The sequence below is a fragment of the Bradyrhizobium arachidis genome (genome assembly GCF_015291705.1).
GTDB lineage: Bacteria > Pseudomonadota > Alphaproteobacteria > Rhizobiales > Xanthobacteraceae > Bradyrhizobium > Bradyrhizobium arachidis.
On the sequence record NZ_CP030050.1, the window covers coordinates 1365941 to 1386865 of the forward strand.

The 20925-nt window shown below is 65.1% G+C and carries 19 protein-coding genes; 15 read left to right on the forward strand and 4 right to left on the reverse strand.

Annotated features, from left to right (window positions below):
• The first annotated feature begins 16 nt into the window (after positions 1 to 16).
• From WN72_RS06715 to WN72_RS06760, 10 genes are all read left to right on the forward strand, one after another.
• A complete protein-coding gene (locus WN72_RS06715; protein WP_027561093.1) occupies positions 17 to 853 on the forward strand; it encodes a glucose 1-dehydrogenase in 837 nt (278 codons plus the stop codon).
• 74 nt (positions 854 to 927) lie between these two features.
• The gene (locus WN72_RS06720; RefSeq protein WP_092216630.1) at positions 928 to 1749 is read left to right on the forward strand and encodes an NAD-dependent protein deacetylase; all 822 of its coding nucleotides are present in this window, start codon (positions 928 to 930) and stop codon (positions 1747 to 1749) included.
• A 141-nt stretch (positions 1750 to 1890) separates the two neighbouring features.
• Positions 1891 to 3975 (forward strand): hydantoinase/oxoprolinase family protein, encoded by a 2085-nt coding sequence (locus WN72_RS06725; protein ID WP_092216531.1) that lies wholly within the window; start codon positions 1891 to 1893, stop codon positions 3973 to 3975.
• Positions 3976 to 3977: 2 nt separating this feature from the next.
• On the forward strand, positions 3978 to 5636 hold the full coding sequence (locus WN72_RS06730) for a hydantoinase B/oxoprolinase family protein (RefSeq protein ID WP_092216530.1): 1659 nt from the start codon (positions 3978 to 3980) through the stop codon (positions 5634 to 5636).
• A gap of 33 nt (positions 5637 to 5669) precedes the next feature.
• Positions 5670 to 6668, forward strand: a complete 999-nt coding sequence (locus tag WN72_RS06735; protein WP_092216529.1) for a TRAP transporter substrate-binding protein — start codon at positions 5670 to 5672, stop codon at positions 6666 to 6668.
• Positions 6669 to 6678: 10 nt separating this feature from the next.
• Positions 6679 to 7272 (forward strand): TRAP transporter small permease subunit, encoded by a 594-nt coding sequence (locus WN72_RS06740; RefSeq protein ID WP_027561088.1) that lies wholly within the window; start codon positions 6679 to 6681, stop codon positions 7270 to 7272.
• 31 nt (positions 7273 to 7303) lie between these two features.
• Positions 7304 to 8608, forward strand: coding sequence for a TRAP transporter large permease (locus WN72_RS06745; protein ID WP_092216528.1), 1305 nt, complete (start codon positions 7304 to 7306; stop codon positions 8606 to 8608).
• 310 nt (positions 8609 to 8918) lie between these two features.
• Entirely contained in the window at positions 8919 to 10637 is a 1719-nt protein-coding gene (locus WN72_RS06750; protein ID WP_027561086.1) for a pyrroloquinoline quinone-dependent dehydrogenase, read from the forward strand.
• 89 nt (positions 10638 to 10726) lie between these two features.
• Entirely contained in the window at positions 10727 to 11068 is a 342-nt protein-coding gene (locus tag WN72_RS06755; RefSeq protein ID WP_108914503.1) for a c-type cytochrome, read from the forward strand.
• 37 nt (positions 11069 to 11105) lie between these two features.
• A complete protein-coding gene (locus tag WN72_RS06760; protein ID WP_027561084.1) occupies positions 11106 to 11873 on the forward strand; it encodes a substrate-binding periplasmic protein in 768 nt (255 codons plus the stop codon).
• Between the two features lie 69 nt (positions 11874 to 11942).
• On the opposite strand, the gene WN72_RS06765 is transcribed toward WN72_RS06760, so the two are convergent.
• A complete protein-coding gene (locus WN72_RS06765; protein ID WP_092216527.1) occupies positions 11943 to 12587 on the reverse strand; it encodes a glutathione binding-like protein in 645 nt (214 codons plus the stop codon).
• A 106-nt stretch (positions 12588 to 12693) separates the two neighbouring features.
• Between WN72_RS06765 and WN72_RS06770 the strand changes: the two genes are divergently transcribed.
• A complete protein-coding gene (locus WN72_RS06770) occupies positions 12694 to 13362 on the forward strand; it encodes a TetR/AcrR family transcriptional regulator (protein ID WP_092216526.1) in 669 nt (222 codons plus the stop codon).
• Between the two features lie 50 nt (positions 13363 to 13412).
• Here WN72_RS06770 and WN72_RS06775 read toward each other — a convergent pair whose 3' ends face one another.
• From WN72_RS06775 to WN72_RS06785, 3 genes are all read right to left on the reverse strand, one after another.
• Positions 13413 to 14354: an IS110 family RNA-guided transposase gene (locus WN72_RS06775; protein WP_028146463.1), complete on the reverse strand. Its 942-nt coding sequence runs from the start codon at positions 14352 to 14354 to the stop codon at positions 13413 to 13415.
• A 306-nt stretch (positions 14355 to 14660) separates the two neighbouring features.
• Entirely contained in the window at positions 14661 to 16628 is a 1968-nt protein-coding gene (locus WN72_RS06780) for a methyl-accepting chemotaxis protein (RefSeq protein WP_167380885.1), read from the reverse strand.
• Between the two features lie 303 nt (positions 16629 to 16931).
• Positions 16932 to 17897, reverse strand: coding sequence for a 2-hydroxyacid dehydrogenase (locus WN72_RS06785; protein ID WP_092216873.1), 966 nt, complete (start codon positions 17895 to 17897; stop codon positions 16932 to 16934).
• Positions 17898 to 18040: 143 nt separating this feature from the next.
• Between WN72_RS06785 and WN72_RS06790 the strand changes: the two genes are divergently transcribed.
• From WN72_RS06790 to WN72_RS06805, 4 genes are all read left to right on the forward strand, one after another.
• Positions 18041 to 18409, forward strand: coding sequence for a YciI family protein (locus tag WN72_RS06790; RefSeq protein WP_027561079.1), 369 nt, complete (start codon positions 18041 to 18043; stop codon positions 18407 to 18409).
• Positions 18406 to 19701, forward strand: coding sequence for an RNA polymerase sigma factor (locus tag WN72_RS06795; protein ID WP_027561078.1), 1296 nt, complete (start codon positions 18406 to 18408; stop codon positions 19699 to 19701). The genes WN72_RS06790 and WN72_RS06795 overlap by 4 nt, the downstream gene beginning before the upstream one ends.
• Positions 19702 to 19886: 185 nt before the next feature.
• Positions 19887 to 20423: an SRPBCC family protein gene (locus tag WN72_RS06800; protein WP_092216872.1), complete on the forward strand. Its 537-nt coding sequence runs from the start codon at positions 19887 to 19889 to the stop codon at positions 20421 to 20423.
• 34 nt (positions 20424 to 20457) lie between these two features.
• Complete coding sequence (locus WN72_RS06805) at positions 20458 to 20877, forward strand: VOC family protein (RefSeq protein WP_027561076.1); 420 nt, start codon at positions 20458 to 20460, stop codon at positions 20875 to 20877.
• Positions 20878 to 20925: the final 48 nt, after the last annotated feature.

Below are 20925 nucleotides of genomic sequence, written 5' to 3' on the forward strand. Positions count from 1 at the left end.
ATCCCGGAGAAAGCTCATGACACAGACCGACCGCTCAACCCCTTTTGCTTCGCGCCTCGTCGGCCAATACGCGCTGGTGACCGGCGCCTCGCAAGGCATCGGCCGCGCCGTCGCCGTCCGGCTCGCCCAGGAGGGCGCGACCGTCGCCATCAATTATGTCGACCATCCCGAGAAGGCCGACGAGTCGCTCGCGATGGCACGAACGGCTTCGAGCGACCGCGGTCACGGCAAGCTCGATCATATCGTCGTCAAGGCCGACGTCAGCAACGAGCAGGAGGTCACTGCGATGTTCGAGACGGTCTTGGCGCGCTTCAAGCGCCTCGACTGTCTGGTCAACAATGCCGGCTTCCAGCGGGAGTCGCCGAGCGAGGCGCTCGACATCGACACCTATCGCCGCATCATCGACGTCAATCTCAACGGCGCGGTGCTCTGCGCGCAGAAAGCGCTCGCGCATTTCGTCGCGCGCGGCGGCGGCGGCAGCATCATCAACTGCTCCAGCGTCCACCAGATCATCCCGAAGCCGGGCTATCTCGCTTATTCGATCAGCAAGGGCGGCATGGCCAATCTGACGCGCACGCTGGCGCTCGAGTTCGCCGGTCGCGGCATCCGCGTCAACGCGGTCGGCCCTGGCGCGATCGACACGCCGATCAACGCGGCCTGGACCGGCGATCCCGAAAAGCGCGGCGTCGTCACCAGCCACATTCCGCTTGGCCGCGTCGGCACGCCGGAGGAGATCGCCGCGGTGTTCGCCTTCCTCGCCTCGGATGAAGCGAGCTACATCACCGGGCAGACCATCTATGCCTGCGGAGGCCTGACGCTGTTTCCGGAATTTCGCGAGAACTGGGCGAGTTGAAGCTCGGTCCGATGGGGCAGCAGGCGTCCGCGCTGCATCTGGCAGAATCCGTCCGCGCGAACTACATCTGCGCCATGACAAACTCCCCGCTGGCAAGCTCCCCGCTTCAGGATTTCGTCGGCCGGCACGACAATCTGTTCGTGCTGACCGGCGCCGGTTGCAGCACCAATTCGGGCATTCCCGACTATCGCGACAGCCATGGCAACTGGAAGCGGACCCAGCCGGTGAACTTCCAGGCCTTCATGTCGGAGGAGCCCACGCGCCAGCGCTATTGGGCGCGCAGCATGATCGGCTGGCGGCGCTTCGGCCAGGCGCGGCCGAACGATGCGCATCACGCGCTGGCCCGGCTCGAGGCTGGCGGCCGCTGCGGCATGCTGCTGACCCAGAATGTCGATCGGCTGCATCAATCCGCCGGCCACCGCCAGGTGATCGACCTGCACGGCCGGCTCGACCTCGTCCGCTGCATGGGCTGCGGGGCGAAGACGCAGCGCAGCGAATTCCAGGACAGGCTCGGCCGCGTCAATGCCGAATGGCTGACGCTCGATGCCGCGGACGCGCCCGACGGCGACGCCGATCTGGAGCATGCGAACTTCTCGTCGTTCAACGTGCCTTCTTGCGAGGCCTGCGGCGGCATCCTCAAGCCCGATGTCGTGTTCTTCGGCGAGAACGTCCCCCGCGATGTCGTCGCCACCGCGCAGGATCATCTGGCGCAAGCCGACGCCATGCTGATCGTCGGCTCCTCGCTGATGGTCTATTCCGGCTTCCGCTTCGTGCAGGCCGCAGCGCAGCGCAACATTCCGATCGCCGCGATCAATCTCGGCCGCACCCGCGCCGACGATCTCCTCACGCTGAAGGTCGAGGAGCGCTGCGAAGCGGCGCTTGCATTCCTGCTCTGAAGGGCCGCGAGACGAACACGTCTTGCCTATTGCATAGGTGCCAAGCAGAATAGCCGGGCGCAGCGCTTTCGGCATGCTCGATGGCATGGAAATTGCTGCATTTTCGCCCTGGGTTTTGACGATCAGCCGGAGAAGTTTGGAATGCTTGAAGGAGCCGAGGTGCGGCTTGCCGTCGATATCGGCGGCACGTTCACCGACATCGTGCTGGACGTGGGGCAGGATCGCAAGACCCGCAAGGTGCTTACGACGCCGCAGCGGCCCGAGCAGGCGGTGCTGGAGGGCATGCGGCTCATTCTCACCGATGCGCGTGCGCATATCAGCGACATCGACGTCTTCATTCACGGTACGACGCTCGCGACCAACGCCATCATCGAGCGGCGCGGCGCCAGGACGGCGCTGATCGCCACCGACGGCTTTCGCGACGTGCTCGATATCGGCACCGAGAGCCGCTACGACCAGTATGATCTCTCAATCGACAAGCCGAAGCCGCTGGCGCCGCGTTCCCTCCGCTTCACCGTGCCCGAGCGCATCGACGCCCATGGCGCCGTCCGCCTCCCGCTGGACGAAGCGGCCGTGCGCGCACTCGCCCCGAGATTGCGCGAGCAAGGCGTCCAGAGCGTCGCGATCGCCTTCCTGCACTCCTACGCCAATCCCGAGCACGAGCGCCGCGCGGCGGCGATCATCGGCGAGGAAATGCCCGGCATTTCGGTGACGGTGTCGTCGGCGGTGTGCCCGGAAATCCGCGAATATGAGCGCACCTCCACCGCGGTTGCGAATGCCTATGTTCAGCCGCTGATCGACGGCTATCTCGCCCGCATGGCCGATGCCTTGCAGGTCGAGCAGTTCCGCGGCGCCATCTATCTCGTCACGTCAGGCGGCGGCGTCACCTCGATCGAGACGGCGCGGCGCTTTCCGGTGCGCCTCGTCGAATCCGGTCCGGCCGGCGGCGCCATTTTCGCGGCGCAGATCGCGGCGCGGCTCGGCGAGAGCAAGGTGCTCTCCTTCGACATGGGTGGCACCACGGCAAAGATCTGCCTGATCGAAAAATACCAGCCCGAGACCTCGCGCGTGTTCGAGGTCGATCGCGCCGCGCGTTTCCTGAAAGGCTCCGGCCTGCCGGTGCGCATCCCCGTGATCGAGATGGTCGAGATCGGCGCCGGCGGCGGCTCGATCGCGCATATCGACGCGATGAAGCGCGTCACCGTCGGCCCGGAGAGCGCCTCGTCGGAGCCGGGACCGGCCTGCTACGGCCGCGGCGGCCAGCGTCCGGCCGTGACCGACGCGGACGTTGCGCTCGGCATGATCGATCCCGATGCCTTTGCAGCCGGCACGATCAAGCTCGATCCGGAGCTGTCGAAGCAGGCGCTGCTGCGCGACGTCGGCGAGCCGCTTGGCCTTTCCGCGGAAACCGCGGCCTATGCCGTGCACGAGGTCGTCTGCGAGAACATGGCGAGCGCGGCGCGCGTGCATGCGGTCGAGCGCGGCGAGATCGTCGGCCAGCACACGCTGATCGCCTTTGGCGGTGCCGCGCCGCTGCATGCGGCGCGCGTTGCCGAGAAGATCGGCGTCTCCCGCGTGATCGTGCCATCGAACGCCGGCGTCGGTTCGGCGGTCGGTTTCCTTGCGGCTCCCATCGCCTATGAGCTAGTCCGCAGCCGGCATGTCCGGCTCGACGATTTCGACACCGAGGCGGTCTCCGACCTCTTGCAGGAGATGGTGAGCGAAGCTCGCGCGCTGGTCGAGCCGGGTGCGGCTGGTGCGCCGGTGCGCGAGCGCCGCGCCGCCTTCATGCGCTATGTCGGCCAGGGCCACGAGATCAGCGTCGAGCTGCCGAACCGGCCGCTGACGTCAGCCGATCTCGCCGGCCTGCGCCAGAAGTTCGAAGCGGATTATTCCGCGATGTTCGAGCGCCCGATCCCCGGCGCGGCGATCGAGGTGTTGAGCTGGTCGGTGCTCGCAACCACCGAACCGCGCAATCCGTCGCCCGTTGCCGCCGTTGCGCGCAAACCTGCGGCCAAGGCGTCCGGCAGCCGAAAATTCTTCGACGGCCGCGCCGGCGAGGTGATCGAGATCCCGCTCTATCGCCGCGAGGACATGGCGCCGGGCGCGACGATTGCGGGTCCGGCGGTCATTGCGGAGGACGAGACCTCCACCTTCGTCTCCACCAGTTTTGACGCCCATATCGACGGTGCCGGCAGCATCGTCATGGAACGGAAGGCAGCCTGATCATGAGCAAGGCAAATGGCGCGAGCCTGATCGACCTTCAGATCATGTGGCACCGGCTGATCGCCGTGGTCGAGGAGCAGGCCCAGGTGCTGCTCCGCACCGCCTTCAGCCCGATCGTGCGCGAATGCGGCGACCTCTCGGCCGGTGTATTCGACCTCAAGGGGCGAATGCTGGCGCAAGCGGTGACGGGCACGCCCGGCCACGTCAACTCGATGGCGGAATCGGTCAAGCACTTCATCGCGCATTTCCCGCTGGAGACGATGAAGGAGGGCGACGCCTACATCACCAACGACCCCTGGATGGGCACCGGCCATCTCAACGACTTCGTCGTCACCACGCCCTGCTTCAAGGACGGCAAGATCGTCGCGCTGTTCTCCTGCACCAGCCATCTCATGGACATCGGCGGCATCGGCTTCGGCCCTGACGCCACCGACGTGTTCATGGAAGGGCTCTACATCCCCATGCTCAAGCTGATCGACCAGGGCGTCGTCAACGAGACGCTGATGGCGATGATCCGCACCAACACGCGGCTGCCGATTGACACCGAGGGCGACACCTATTCGCTCGCCGGCTGCAACGACGTCGGCTGCGAGCGCCTGGTCGAGATGATGACCGAGTTCGGCATCGACACGCTCGACGAACTCGGCGACTACATCTGTGACCGCTCGCGCGAGGCCGTGCTGGCCGAGATCGCAAAGCTGCCGAAGGGCAGCTGGCGCAACACGATGGTGGTCGACGGCTACGATGCGCCGGTCACGCTCGCTGCGACGCTGACGATCTCGGACGAAGGCATCCACGTCGATTTCGACGGCACCTCCGCTGCCTCGAAGTTCGGCATCAACGTGCCCTTGTCCTACACCACGGCCTACACCGTGTTCGGCCTCGGCTGCGTCGTCGCCTCGCAGATCCCCAACAATGCGGGCTCGCTCTCGCCGCTGACCGTGTCGGCGCCCGCGGGCGCGATACTCAATGCGCCGAAGCCCGCGCCGGTCGCCTCACGCCACATCATCGGCCAGATGCTGCCCGACGTGGTGTTCGGCTGCCTGCGTCAGATCATCCCCGAGCGCGTGCCGGCGGAAGGCACGTCCTGCCTGTGGAATCTCAATGTGCGCGGCCAGACCCGCTCCGGCGTCGGCGGCAATTACGGGTTCTCGATGGCGGTGACCTCCAACGGCGGCACCGGCGCGCGGTTCGGCAAGGACGGCCTCTCCGCGACCGCCTATCCCAGCGGTGTGCGCGGCACGCCGGTCGAGATCGCGGAAACGCAGACGCCGCTAATCTTCTGGCGCAAGGAGCTGCGCCCGGATTCCGGCGGGGCAGGGCGCACCCGTGGCGGCCTCGGCCAGATCATCGAGGTCGGCAGCGGCGTCGACGCGCCGTTCGACATCCTCGCGGCGTTCGACCGGATCGATCATCCGCCGCGCGGCCGCGATGGCGGCAAGAACGGCGAGGCCGGCTATGTCGGCCTCAAGTCCGGCAAGAAGCTGCGTGGCAAAGGCTTTCAGCAAGTGCCGCCGGACGACCGGCTGGTGGTGATGACGCCCGGGGGCGCCGGCATCGGTGCGCCGACGATGCGCGATCGTGCCGCGGTCAAGGACGACATCGAAAGCGGTCTCGTGTCCGCCGACAATGCGGTTGCAGTTTATGGGTACTCGCGCTGATGCATCAGCGCGTTTGTTAAACGGAGGGGCTCGATGATCACGCGACGGAACTTCACCGCGGGCGCAGCGACGCTGCTCGCCGCCGGCCACATCTCGACCCGCGCGCAGGCCGCGACGACAAGCTGGGACATGTCGACGGTCTGGCCCGACGGCAATTTCCACACCCAGAACGCGATGGCCTTTGCGGAAGAGGTGAAGAAGCAGAGCGGCGGCTCGGTCGCCATCACCGTGAAGGCCGGCGGCCAGCTCGGCTTCAAGGGCCCCGAGCACCTGCGCGCCGTGCGCGACGGCCTCGTGCCGCTCGCTGACGTCCTCAACATCCAGCAGGTCGGCGACGAGCCGTTCATGGGCGTCGAGAGCATCCCCTTCCAGTGCGGCTCGATGGACGAGCTCAAGGTGCTGCACAAATATGTGCGGCCCGAATATGAGAAGGTCGCCGCGCGCAACAACCAGAAGATCCTCTACATCGTGCCGTGGCCGACGCAGTATCTGCATCTCAAGACCAAGGTCGCCGATGTCGAGGGATTGAAGAACATCAAGATCCGCGTCCCCGACAAGAATGCGGTCGACATGCTGGCGGTAGTCGGCATGGCGCCGGTGATGATTCCCTGGGGCGAGACCATCCCTGCGCTGGCGTCGGGTGCGGTCTCCGGCGTCTCGACTTCGGCGGTGTCGGGTGTCGACGGCAAGTTCTGGGAGTTCCTGAAATACATCTATCCGACCAATCACGTCTGGTCGTCGCAGATGCTCACCGTCAATCTCGACTCCTGGAAGGCTCTGAGTGCCGATCAGCAGAAGCTCGTCGCCGATATCGCAGCGAAGATGGAGCCGGGCTTCTGGGCGAACTCGCTCAAGGCCGATGTCGACAGTCTCAACCGCCTCAAGGAGGGCGGCATGGAGGTGGTGCCGGTGTCCGACGCGATGATGACGGAGATCCGGGCCAAGACCGCGCCGCAGCTCGATGCCTTCCTCAAGCGCGTGCCGGCGGCCGACAAGCCGGTACGGGCCTATCTCGCCGAAATGAAGCGCTGAGGTCGAGCTCATGACCAGCGTTTCACCGGCGGCTCCGCAAAGTCTCAACGCGGCGGCGCCGGCGCCGCTGCGCATCCTGCTCGACGGCATCGATCGTCTCGGCCGGCTCGACGGCTGGATCGGCGGCGGCTGTCTCTTGACGCTGACGCTCCTGATGCTGTGCGAGGTCGCCACCCGCTTCCTGTCGAACTTCCTGTCGTTCTTCCCGCCGACCATCTCGATCGCCTGGGAATATTCGTCTTACCTGATGGCGGCCTCGTTCACTTTCGGCGCCGCCATGACGCTCCGCGTTGGCGGCCACATCCGCGTCGTGCTGCTTCTGAAGAACGTGCCGCCCCCGCTGCAGCGTGCCATCGAGATTCTCTCGGCATCCGCCGGTTTTGCCTTCATGGCGTTCCTGACCTCGTCCATGGCGAAGTTCGCCTGGAGCGCCTTCGTGCGCGGTCAGGTTTCGACCTCGAGCGACACGCCGCTGTGGTTTCCGCAAGCGGTCGTCACCTTCGGCATGCTGCTGCTGACTCTTCAGTTCCTGGCGCGCGCGATCCAGGCGGTGCTCGGGCTGCCGCTGGAGGATCACCGCATGAAGGCCTCGCCCGTCGAATGACCGCCTTGCTCGCTATCGGATTTTGGATCCCATGACCATCGAAGTCGTCGCCCTGTTCGGGATTCTGTTTGCGCTGCTGGCGGGTGGCGTCTGGATCGGTCTTACCCTCGCGCTCACCGCGACGCTGCTGCTCGCGATGTTCCGCTCGATCCCGCTCGACAAGCTACTGCCGCAATACGCCTGGAACATCCTGACCACGCAGGAGCTGCTGGCGTTGCCGCTGTTCATTCTGATGGGTGAATTGCTGTTTCGCACCCGCCTGTCGCGCTCGCTATTCCAGGGACTTGCGCCCTGGGCCGGCCTTCTGCCGGGCCGCCTGCTGCATGTGAACGTGATCGGCTGCACCATCTTCGCCGCGATCTCTGGCTCCTCGGCCGCGACCACGCAGGTGATCGGCCGCATGTCGCTCAACGAGCTGCTGCGCCGTGGCTATTCCCGTGACATCGCGATCGGCTCGCTCGCCGGCGCCGGCACCCTCGGCTTCCTGATCCCGCCGTCCAACATCATGATCATCTACGGCGTGCTCGGCGACGTTTCCATTCTCAAGCTCTTCACCGCCGGTGTGCTGCCCGGCCTGCTCCTGGCCGCGACCTTCATGGGCTGGGTGATGCTGCACACCTCGCTCAAGCCTTCGATGGTACCGGAGACAGAAGCAAAGCTCTCGCAGGTGCCGTGGGGTGAACGCTTCGCGGCGCTGAAGGATCTCGCGCCGGCGCTGTTCCTGATCGCCTGCGTGCTGGGCTCGATGTATGGCGGACTCGCGACGCCCTCGGAGGCCGCCGCCGTCGGCGTGCTCGGCGCCGGGCTGGTCGCCTGGGCGCAAGGCTCGATGTCGCAGCAGGTCATGCGCGATGTGTTGATCGGCTCGGTCGTCACCTGCTCAATGATCGCGCTGATCGTGTTAGGAGCCTCGATCCTCGGCAATGCCGCGGCGTTCCTCGGCATCCCTCAGGCGGTGGCCGCTTTCGTCAAGGGCCTCGGCCTGTCGCCCTTCATGCTGATCGTGGTGCTGATCATCTTCTATTTGATCCTCGGCTGCTTCCTCGACGGCTTCTCGATGATCGTGATGACGCTGCCGATCGTGCTGCCGATCGTGAAGGGCGCGGGCTTCGACGAGATCTGGTTCGGCATCTTCCTCGTGCTCGCGGTTGAGATGGCGCAGATCACCCCGCCGGTCGGCTTCAACCTGTTCGTGATCCAGGGCCTGACCGAGGACGGCCTCGGCTACATCGCGCGCGTCACGATGCCGTATCTGGTGATCATGGTGGGCTTCGTGCTCTTGCTGACGCTGTGGCCCGGCATTGTTACGATCTTGCCGCGGGTGCTGTACGGATAACGTTTCGCCCGAACGGAGATCGAACGGTCAGCGCTGCTGTCGTTTCAATTCGCCCTCTGCGCCAATTCGCCTCCCGCGCGCATTCCGTCTTTGCACGCCCCTGTAATCCGTCGTACGCTGTGCATGCAGACGTGCGACAGCAATCATGCCGGTGAACGCAGCTCCTTTGGCGATATGCGCCGAGGGAGAGGGAGATTTATTGGCAGTTCATCTCCGATGGAGAACAATCGACGCGTACTGAACTGCAAACATTCCTCGCAGCGGCGTTCACGAGACGCAATCAATAAACACCAAGCGGGAGGAAGTGCATATGAGGAAGCAGTGGCTCAACTCGGGCCTACCTGTTCTCGCCGTTGCGGCATTTGCGGCATCGGCGGCGTTGGCCCAATCAGTGGATACGGCCCGTATCGAGGCAGCCGGCCAGAACGACTGGCTCACCTATCACGGTTCATACAAGTCCCATCACTACAGCCCACTCGCGCAGATCAATGCGAGCAACATCGGCAATCTGGGCGTCGCCTGGATGCACATTCCCGGGCGATCGACGCGCGGCCTGCAGTCAATGCCGCTCGTCGCCGATGGCGTGCTCTACTATTCGGGTTCCTACAGCCGGGTCTTTGCGCTGAACGGCGCGACGGGCGAGGTCATCTGGTCGTTCTTTCCCGAACTTGATGAAGCGCTCATCAGCCGACAGACCCACTCTCCCTACAACCGCGGCGTGGCCCTTGGTGAAGGCAAGGTCTTCGTCGGTACGATGGATGGTCGTCTCTTCGGCCTCGATGCGAAGTCGGGAAAGGTTCTCTGGGAAACCAGGCTGATCGACTCGCAGAAGCTCACGGTCGGCTTCACCGGCGCGCCGCTTTACGCGAAGGGGAGCGTGATCATCGGCTCGCAGGGAGGGGAATGGCCGGGTCGCGGCCCGATCTTCGCCGTCGATGCCACCACCGGCAAGAAGAAGTGGGAGTTCCTGACGGTCGCGGGCACCGACGAAGCCATGAAGACCTGGGGCAACGATTCCTGGCGAACCGGCGGTGGCGGCGGCTGGATGCCGGGTACCTACGACTCCGAGACCAACACCATCCTGTGGGGCACCGCGAATCCGGCGCCGCTCTACGACTGGTCCGGCGCTGACTACAAGACGCAAGGTGCGCGGCCCGGCGACAATCTCTACACGAGTTCAGTTATCGCTCTCGATATCGATACCGGAAAGCTGAAATCCTACCATCAGGAACTGCCGCACGACGCCTGGGACTTCGACAGCGCCGTCGGCGAGTTCGTGATGCTCGAGCGCGACGGCCAGAAATACGTGGTTCATCCGAACAAGGGCGGCTTCGTCTTCGTCTACGACCGCAATCTCGGCGTGAAGAACGTCTGGCGGCTGGTCGAGAACATCAACTTCGTCAAGGATATCGATCCCAAGACCGGCGCGCTGATTGGCCGTCGCGATTTCCCCGTCGGGAAAGTCACTGAAGTGCCGCTCTGTCCGTTCATCGGCGGCGGCATCAGCTGGAATGCCGGCTCGTACAGCCCGAAGACCGGTCTCTACTACAAGATCGGCCAGGAATGGTGCATGACGCTCGATATCCAGAAAACGACGCCGGTCACCGCGCCACAGGTTCAGCTCAACATCGGCGCCGATTTCAAGATGGCGCCGCCTCCAAGCGGCGAGATCTATGGACACCTCGACGCGCGCGATCCCATCACGGGGGCAAAGAAGTGGGAGGTTCGCTACCCCGAGCCGCCGCTCGGGAGCGTGCTGTCGACCGCAGGCAATCTCGTGTTCGTGCCTGATTCCCGCGGCGTCCTTCACGCCTATGATGCCGAAACCGGGGCCGAGCTGTGGAAGCACAACAATGGCACCGGCCACCAGGGCGGCATCGTCAGCTACTCCGTCGGCGGCAAGCAATACATCGCGGTGACAGCCGGCTTCGGCGGTATGCTGGCAGACGAATATGCCCCGAACTTCGGTGGCGTCTACAAGAGCATGCCGCGTGACGACGGCGCCCTGGTCGTCTTCAGCCTGAAATAGTCCCCTTGAACGATCTGCCGAGGAGCGGGTGCAAGCCCGCTTCTCGGTCGATCGCAGCGGCCGCGCGTGATTTCGGGAATGGAGCGGACGTGTTGAAACTGCATTTGAAGTCGTATCCGGCGGCGCTGGGTGTTTCGTTGCTGTGCGTTGTGGTGGCTCAAGCACAACCTGCTGCGCCTGCGCCGGACAACGGGTCGCTGGATGTCGAGCAGTTGTTCGCGGGGACCTGCGGCTTTTGCCACTCCGACGGCGGCCGGGCTGCCGGCAGGGGACCGCAACTGATGAATTCGCCACGCGACGACGAGTTTCTGCACAACCGTATCAAGACCGGCAAGCAAGGTGCGATGCCGGCATTCGGCGAGAGCTTCAATGACGCGCAGATCGACCAGATCGTCAAATATATCCGCGCCTTGAAGCCGCGCGCGGGTTGACCCGCCGAGACCTGATCCATCCAGATGAGGACGCGGAATGAAGGCAATTGTGCTGGCTATCGTCGCTGCCGCCATCGTTCTGTCGGAACCGGCGCAGGCGCGAACCCTGGACGCGATCCGCGCGAGTGGCGCGATCGGACTATGCGCGCATCCCAATTCGCTTCCTTTTGCGAGCAAGGCCGGTGATCCGCCCGGCTTTCAGGTCGAGCTGGGACGGGCGCTGGCGCGCGAGCTCGGTGTTTCGCTGCGGCTCGACTGGATCATCACGCAGTATCAGATGCGCAGCGCCGGCTGCGACATTCTTCTGGACGTCATCGCCGACCGCGAAGCGCAGGGCGAAACCCGCTTGAGGATCTCGAAACCGTACTATCGCACGGGTGTCGCGCTCGCGGTGCCGTCATCCAGCGCGCTCACCTCGTTCAAGAGCCTCGGCGAGCATACCAAGGTGGGGGTGCAGGTCGGCTCTGTCGCCGCCATGATCATCGGTCAACGGCGCGTGCCGACGTCGACCTTCGGCTTCGAGAGCGACAGCCTCGATGCCGTATCAAACCATGAGATCGACGCAGCCGCGGTTACGCCCACCGCGGCGAGCTATTTCAATCTGACCCATCCGGACAAGGCGCTGCGGATCCTGGATCGCGACGAGGGCGTGGCCGACCTCAACTGGAACGTCGCCGTCGGCATGATCCGTCCGGACGATGCGTTGCGCGAAGCCATCGACGGAGCGCTGGAGCGGCTGCGCAACGACGGCACGATCGAGCGGATCTACGGCCGCTACGGGATCGTGCTGCAGACGCCGAGATAGCCGAATTGCTAACGACGCCGTCCCGGTTTGGCCGGGACGACGTCGCGATGCGAAGATATCGCGTTGGCCTCAAGCCGCCGCCTTCTTCCGCGCCTGCTCGGCCTTGTACAGCTCGAATTCCTCCGCGATCGCCTTCGCGATCGAGGGACGCTGGCGCAGGCGCTCGTAATAGGCCTTCACGTTCGGCCATTTCGCGAGCTCGATCGGCGGCGTTGCCATGGTCCAGTTGATGACCGTGACGAGGTACGCATCCGCCACGCTGAAATGGTCGAGCAGGAACTCGCGCCCTTCCAGATACTTGTCGAGATAGTCGAGCCGCGACAGGTTCTTCTCTAGCACATAGGCCTTGGCTTCCTGCGGCGCCTTGCGGTCGAGCACGGGGATGAACAGACCCTTGTGCAGCTCGGTGCCGATGAAGCACAGCCATTGATGGAGCCGCGTACGCTCGATGCCCTGTGTCGCGCCGAGGCCGGATTGCGGAAAACGGTCGGCGACATATTGCAGGATCGCGGCGTTCTCGGTCAGCACCACGCCTTCGTCGGTGCGCAGCGTCGGCACGAGGCCGATCGGGTTCACGCTGCGGAAGTCGGTGCCGTCGTTCAGCACTTTCTTGGTCGGCGGATCAACTTCGAGATAGTTCGCGTCCGCGCCGGCTTCATAGAGCGCGACGCGGGTCGCCATGGAGCAGGCGAGCGGCGAGAAATACAGATCCATCTTGGGCCTCCTTGGGCAAAATCCTCTTGGGTGTCGCTCAACCTGGCCAGATTGATTTTTGTACCATCTTGCATAATATATCGACGGTCAAGGATTATTTTGCGAAATGGTACAAAAATCAAAGCCGCCATCTGCTGCCGGTCAGCCCGAGCGCCGCGGCGAACCCAAACGCCGCGGGCGCCCCCGCGCCTATGAGCCCGACGTCGCGCTCGGCAAGGCGCTCGACCTGTTCCGCAAGCAAGGTTTTGCGGCCACCTCGCTCGACGATCTCAGCGAAGCCACTGGCATGAACCGGCCGAGCCTTTATGGCGCCTTCGGCGACAAGCGCGAGCTCTACATCAAGAGCTATCAGCGCTATCGCGAACAAGCCGGCGAGGCGATGGTCGAGATCTTCCGCCAGGAGATGCCGCTGCGTCAGCGGCTGGAGCGCATCTACGCGTCCGCGCTGGACATCTATCTGTCCGGCGACACCGGCCCGCGCGGCTGCTTCACGGTGGTGACCGCGGCCTCCGAGGCCGTGAGCGATCCCGAGATTCGCGCCATGGTGCTCGACGGTCTCACCGGGCTCGACAAGGCTTTTGCGAGCTGCTTCCGCCGCGCCAAAGAGAAGGGCGAGCTGCCGGAAAGCGCCGATCCGTTCGCGCTGGCGCAGATTGCCTCCGCCACCGTCCACACCATCGCCATCCGCTCGCGCGCCCGCGTCCCGCGGAAGGAGCTCGAGGCGATCGTGAAAGGCGCGATCGATGTGATGGTGGGTGCTGACGCCAAAACCTAAGTTGTCGTCCCGGACAAGCGTAGCGTAGCGGAGCGCAGATCCGGCAACTGTTATGTTGGGTTGGCTTTCAGGTACGGCTTTCTGTCACGCATCATGGCATTGAGGACCGTTAGCAGCTTCCTGGCGACGGCAATGAGGGCGAGCTTGGCTGGTTTGCCGGCCCGTCGCAGCCGTGCGTAGAAGGCCTTGAACGGATCGGCCCTGCGAACCGCGTTGAGCGCAGCCATGTAGAGGGCGTCACGGACGCGCTTTCGGCCGCCGGCAATCTTGCGTTTGCCGCGGAAGGCTCCGCTGTCGACGTTGAAGGGAGCCAGGCCGGCGAGCGCCGCGATCTGCTTGGCTCCCACATGTCCGAGTTCCGGCATCTTCGCGATGAGTTGCATGCAAGCCACGGGACCCACGCCAGGCAGTGAGCGCATCAATCGCGCATCGTCCGCAATCTCTCGCTCGGCTTTGATTAGTCCCCTGATGTCGGCCTCGATCTCGGCGATCTCGCCGTCGAGGACTTCAATGAGGCGACCGATGCGCTCGGCCATGGCACGGTCGTCGGTCTCGCTGCGCCGGTTCTTCTCCTGCGCGCGCATGCGAACCAGCTGATCTCGCCGTTTTGCAAGTCCCGCCAAGGCGTTGCGGGCGGGATTGGCAGTCGGCTCGGTTGCTGGCTGCATGGCCCGCGCAAAGGCTGCCAGCATTCGCGCGTCGATCGGGTCGGTCTTGGCGAGCTGCCCGCTGGCGCGCGCGAAGTCACGAGCCCGGGCCGGGTTGATCCGGGCGAAACGGATGCCGGCCTCGCTCAGCGCTTCGCGAAGCTCGAGGTCATAAACACCCGTGGCCTCGAAGACGACCAGCACATCGCATCGCCAACGCGCCGCGATCTGGGTGATGGCCTGCGTCGCGTTGGCGATGCGCTCCGGCACGCCCAGGCCTTCATCGAAGATATCGAGATATTGTTTGGAGACGTCGATTCCGACGCAACGAAGGGGTATGATCACGGTGCCTGTCCCTGTGATGCGAGGTCTGTTGGCGCAGCCTCGTGCAACTGTTCAGGTTGGTAATGGAACGGGCGGGAGACCGAGCCGGCTCACGGCGTCAAGCGCCAAGGACCCAACGGCTTCCCGCCCAACCCATCCTGACAGACTTCCAAGACACAGGGACCCATAACCACAGGGAGTGGTTTGGCGATGACTAGGAGTTAAAAGTCTTCGGTACGATGATCGTGCGTTATCGATGGATCACGCGGTATGGGTCCTCACGTTCGCGAGGACGACACTGAACTTGGAGCGCCACTCTTCGCGCAACTACGCCGCGCGAATCTGCGCGAGGAACCGATCCACCTCGTCCCGCAGCCGCTGCGACTGTTTCGACAGCTCGATCGCCGAGCCCAGCACTTCCTCGGCGGCCGTGCCGGTCGCTGCGATGCCGTCCGTGACGCCCGCGATGTTCTGCGAGACCTCGCCGGTGCGGGCGGCGGCCTGCTGGACGTTCTGCGCGATCTCCTGCGTCGCCGTGCCCTGCTGGCCGACGGCGGCGGCAATCGCCGCCGAGATCTCATCAACCTGCTGGATTGTCGCGCAGATCGACTGGATGCCATCCACCGCGCCTGATGTCTCGCCCTGCACGGCCGTGACCTGCGCGCCGATCTCTTCCGTCGCCTTTGCGGTCTGCGTCGCCAGTGCCTTCACCTCCGAGGCGACGACGGCAAAGCCGCGGCCGGCTTCGCCGGCGCGCGCCGCCTCGATCGTCGCATTCAGCGCCAGCAAATTGGTCTGGCCCGCGATGCCGTTGATGAAGGAGACGACGTCGCCGATTTTTTGCGCGGCGTCCGCGAGGCTCTGCACCCGCGCATTCGACGCCCGGCCGTCGCTGGCGGCCTTGCCGACGACCTCGGTCGCATGCGCGAGGCGGCGGCTGATCTCGGTCATCGATGAGGACAGTTCTTCCGCGGCGGCGGCCACCGTCTGCACGTTTTCCGAGGCCAGCGCCGAGGCCGACGACACGTTGCGGGTCTGCTGCCGGGACTGCTCGACGATGGCCGACATCGAGCGCGCGGTGTGCTCCATCTCGACTGCGGCCGAGGACACGGTGGTGACGACGTCGCGGATCGACGCTTCGAAATTGTCGGCGAGCGCAGCGAAGGCGCGCCGCTTCTCGGCTTCCGACTGCGCCTTGGCCTCGAGCTGATCGGCCTGGAGCTTGTTGAAGCTGACGGCATTGTCGCGGAACACCGCGACCGCCTTCACCATGGCACCGACCTCGTCATTCGCCTTGCTTGAGGGAACCTCGACGTCAAGCCGTCCGTCCGCGAGCTCGCGCATCACGCCTGTGATGGAGAGGATCGGGCGCGAGATGCTGCGGGCGATGAGATAGCCGACGACCGCCGCGAGCACGAGCCCGAGCGCGGCGATACCGAGCGAAAGCCACCAGGCGCGATCGGCGGACGCGACATAGTCGGCATTGTCCATCACCAGCTCGACCGCGCCGAGCGGCTTGCCGGAAAAGTCCCTGATCGGTCCGAGCAGCGCAGCGACCGGCGTCGTGTCCAGTTTCCCTTGCCGCACCGTAAAATCGCCGCCGGCAGCGCGGGCGTAATCCGCCGCATCGAAGAAGCTCTTGCCGTTCAGCGTGCCGCCGAACAGCTTGAAGCCGGAGCCGTCGGCGAGATGGAAGGCGACATCGACGTGGCGATTCGTCTTGAAGTCGTCGAGGAAGGACTGGCCGAAGGTCAGGCCGAACTCGACCGAACCGAGATGCTTGCCGGCCTGCGCGATTGGCACCACGCCGCGGATGCCGAGGCCGGCGACGCCGCCCTCGAGGCCGACCACGACCTTGCGCTCCTGATTGGCAATCAGAACCGTCTTGCGGAAGCCGGAGAGGTCGTCACCGAATTTGGCCGGCTGGTGCACGCGCAGGAACGACGTCGCTGGTGCAACATGGAACTGGAACTGCTCGACGCCGTAGTCCGATTTGGTCGCGGCAAACACCGGGCCGAACAGGCCGACGAGGGCGTTGCGGTCCTGCTTCGCCATCGCATCCTGCGTCGCCGGCATCGCGGCCACCACCGTGCTCATGGCGGCGGCGCGGCGGGATTCTTCGGCGATCCGCGACAGCAGCGCATCATAATGGCTGCGCAGTTCGCGCTGGTCGGCGCGGTCGATGATCCCTGAGATGATCCACATCGCGCCCAGCACGGCAAACAGCGCGGTCGCCGCCGCCGTCACCGCCAGCGCAACCGTGATCCGCATCCTGAGGCCGAGGCTCACCCGCATGTCCGACTCGTTGTTTCAGCGTTGGTTAACAACGCCTATCAACTTCTCGCTAAGAGAGGGTGAACGGGGCGGGGCGCGGGGTGGTTGTGGGGAGGCGGGTGGCTCTGGTGATCGGGCCACCCGCCAAGACAACGGTGTCGTCCCCGCGAAGGCGGGGACCCATAACCACAGCGAGTGGTTTGGCGAAGACTCGTTGTTCGGTACGGCTATCGTTTACGATCGACAGATCACGCGGTGTGGGTCCCCGCCTTCGCGGGGACGACACCGAGTATGAGGCGCCAGCGCTCGCGAAAGCCCGCGGGCCTAATACCCTCTTCCCCGGTCCACCACATTCTCCAACGCGCCGCCCGCCTCGAACCGCGCGATCTGCTCGGCGACATAGGCCGAGATCGCGTCCGCATCCGTGTCGGCTGCGTTATGCGGCGTCAGCACCACCTTGGGATGGGTCCAGAACCGGCTGTCTTTCGGCTGCGGCTCCTGCACGAAGACGTCGAGCGAGGCGGCACCCAGCGTGCCGTCGTCGAGGCAGGCCAGGATGTCCGCTTCGTTCTGCAGGCCGCCGCGGCCGGCATTGATCAGCACCGGCGCGCCGAGCGGGCTCTTGCGGTTGAGCTTGGTGAAGACGTCGCGATTGAGGATGCCGTGCGTGTCGGGCGTCAGCGGCAGCAGCGACACCAGGATGTCGGTCTTGCGCAGGAAGGCGTCCATGCCTGCGGTGCCATGGAAGCACTCGACGCCTGCGATCGTGCGCGGGCTGCGGCTCCAGCCGGCGACGCGGAAGCCGAGCCGGCGCAGCACCTCGGCCGCGTCAGCGCCGAGCGTGCCGAGGCCCATCACGCCGACCGTCACCGCGCTCGCCGGCCATTGATATTGCGGCTCCCAGCGTTTGGCGCGCTGCGAGTCGCGCAAATAAAGCTCCTGGCGGTGGTGCATCAGCACATGTAGCACGACATATTCGGTCATGCGGTTGGTGAGATCGGGCACGGCGACGCGGACCAGCGGCACGTCGGGCAGGCTCTTGTCCGCCATCAGCGCATCGACGCCGGCGCCGAGATTGAAGATCGCCCGCAGATTGGGGAAGGAGCCGAGGTCGCCCGGCACCGGCTTCCACACCGCGGCATAGTGCACCTCGGCTGGATCGAGGGAGGCATCCGGCAGCAGCACCACGCGGCGGCCGCCGCAGACCGCATCGAACCGGGCCTTCCAGCGCTCCGGCAGCCAGTTCTGCTGCGTGCTGTTGATCAGGACGGCCAGTGTGCCCATGCTCATTCGAAGTGCCTCGCAGGTTCCGCGTTCAAAAACCCTCCTTGGCACGATCCGCCGGATTTTTCTCGCAAATTTTTTCCGCAGCAATGTCGGGGCGGGGCATAGTGGACCGTCTTCAAAATGAGCGGTCAGGGAAGGTGCTGCCCATGCTTTATGCGATCCTTTGCTATCACGACGAGGACTTCGTCGGCTCCTGGAGCAGGGAGCAGGACGAGGCCGTGATGAAGAAGCTCGCCGTGGTGCAGGAGAAGCTGACGAGCCAAGGCCGGCTCGGCCCGGTGGCGCGGCTGCTGCCGACGACGGCCGCGGCGACCTTGCGCAAGGAGGACCCGCCGCTGGTGCTCGACGGCCCCTATGCCGAAACCAAGGAGCAGCTGCTCGGCTTCTACATCGTCGATTGCAAGAATCTCGACGACGCACTCGACGTTGCGCGCGACCTTGGCGCAGCCAATCCCGGCGGCGCCTATGAAGTGCGTCCCGTCGGCGTGTTCCGGCCCGGAGGAATTTCCGCGTGAGCGACACCGACACCGCCTGGATCGAGACCGCGCTGACCTCGGCGCGACCCCAGGCGGTCGGCGCGCTCTTGCGCTATTTCCGTGATCTCGACACGGCCGAGGAGGCCTTCCAGAACGCCTGCCTGCGCGCGCTGAAGACCTGGCCGCAGAACGGGCCGCCGCGCGATCCCGCGGCCTGGCTGATCATGGTCGGCCGCAACGTCGCGATCGACGAGGTGCGCCGCGCCCGCAAGCAGCAGCCGCTGCCGGAGGACGACCAGGCGATCTCCGATCTCGACGATGCCGAGGGCGCACTCGCCGAGCGGCTCGACGGCTCGCATTATCGCGACGACATCTTGCGGCTGATGTTCATCTGCTGCCATCCGCAGCTGCCGGCGACGCAGCAGATCGCGCTCGCCTTGCGCATCGTCTCCGGCTTGACGGTGAAGCAGATCGCGCGTGCCTTCCTGGTGTCGGAGGCGGCGATGGAGCAGCGCATCACTCGCGCCAAGGCCAAGGTCGCCGAGGCGGGGACGCCCTTCGAGGCGCCCGGCGCGGTCGAGCGCTCCGAGCGGCTCGCCGGCGTCGCCGCGATGATCTACCTGATCTTCAACGAGGGCTATTCGGCGAGCGGCGACACTGCCGAGATCAGGAAGCCGCTCTGCGAGGAGGCGATCCGGTTGGCGCGGCTGCTGCTGCGGCTGTTCCAGAGCGAGCCGGAGATCATGGGGCTGACGTCGCTGATCCTGTTGCAGCATGCCCGCAGCGCGGCGCGCTTTGCCGCCGACGGTTCGCTGATCCTGCTCGACGACCAGGATCGTTCGCTGTGGAACGGCGCCATGATCGCGGAAGGCCTCGCGCTGATCGACAAGGCGATGCGCCATCGGCGCACCGGGCCCTACCAGATCCAGGCCGCGATCGCCGCGCTGCATGCGCGCGCGGCGACACCGGAGGAGACCGACTGGACCCAGATCGACCTGCTCTATGGCGCTCTGGAGGTGGTGCAGCCTTCGCCGGTGGTGACGCTCAACCGCGCCGTCGCGGTGTCCAAGGTGCGCGGACCGCAAGCCGCGCTCGACCTGATCGAGCCGCTGGCGCCGAAACTTGCCAACTATTTCCATTTCTATGGCGTGCGCGGCGCCTTCCTGATGCAACTCGGCCGCAACGACGAAGCCCGCATCGCCTTCGACCGCGCCATCGCCCTCGCCAACACCTCGGCCGAAGCCGCCCACATCCGCATGCATCTCGATCGCCTGATCCGCGACAGCCAGCCGAAGGGCGGCGGCGCGAGGCAGGGGGCGACAGCTAAGTAGGCCCATCTCCTTCCTCATCGTCATGCCCGGGCTCGACCCGGGCATCCACGTCTTTCGATCCGGACAAAGAACGTGGATGGCCGGGACAAGCCCGGCCACGACGGGCAGTGCCAAAAAATCATTCCATCAATTGTCGGTCTCGGCCGTTCCCCTTCGTCTTAATCCCATATCCATGGGAGTCATTCATGCTGAAAGCTGTTGCCATTGCCGCCGTCGTGCTCGCGGTCGGAATTGCGACCATCGTCGTCTTCGCCCTGACGAAACCCGACACGTTCCGTGTCGAACGCTCGATCGCCGTGCAGGCGCCGGCCGCTGCGATCTATCCGCTGGTGTCCGATTTCCGCTTCTGGACCGGCTGGTCGCCCTACGAGAACCGTGATCCCGCCATGAAGCGCACCTACGGCGGAACCGCGGCAGGAAAGGGCGCGACCTATGCCTGGGACGGCAACAACAATGTCGGCGCCGGCCACATGGAGATCCTCGAGGGGAATACGCCGTCGAAACTCCGCATCAAGCTCGATTTCGAGCGTCCGTTCGAAGGTCACAACACCGCCGAGTTCACCTTTGTGCCGCAAGGCGATGCCACACTGGTCACATGGGCGATGTACGGTCCGGCCCCGTTCATGTCGAAGCTCATGCAGGTCTTCATCAACATGGACAACATGATCGGCAAGGACTTCGAGGCCGGTCTCGCCAGCCTGAAGAAGCTCACCGAGAAGTAACGCCCTCAAGCAAGCGAAGAAGAGGAGAGAAACGATGCTCAGTGCCTATCTGTTCTATCAGGACACCTGCGAAGCGGCGTTCAACTATTACGCCAAGATTCTCGGCGGCAAGATCGACGCCATGATGCGCCTGTCGGAAGCGCCGGCGTCGGATATGCCTCCCGGCCCGCCCGGCCGCGAGAAGACGATCATGCATGCGCGGATGACGCTGCCCGGCGGCGCCGTGCTGATGGGCTCCGACACGCCGCCCGAGCATTTTCACAAGCCGCAAGGCTTTTCGATCTCGCTCACGGTGATGGATCCCGCGGAGGGCGAGCGCAAGTTCAAAGCGCTTGCCGATGGTGGCACCGTCACCATGCCCTTCAGCAAGACGTTCTGGGCCAAGGGCTTTGGCATGTGCGTCGACAAGTTCGGCATTCCCTGGATGGTGAACTGTCCCGCCGAAGGCATGTAGGCCCGCTCGGCCGCTTGATGCGGTGAGCGAAAATTGCGGTCCGCGTCG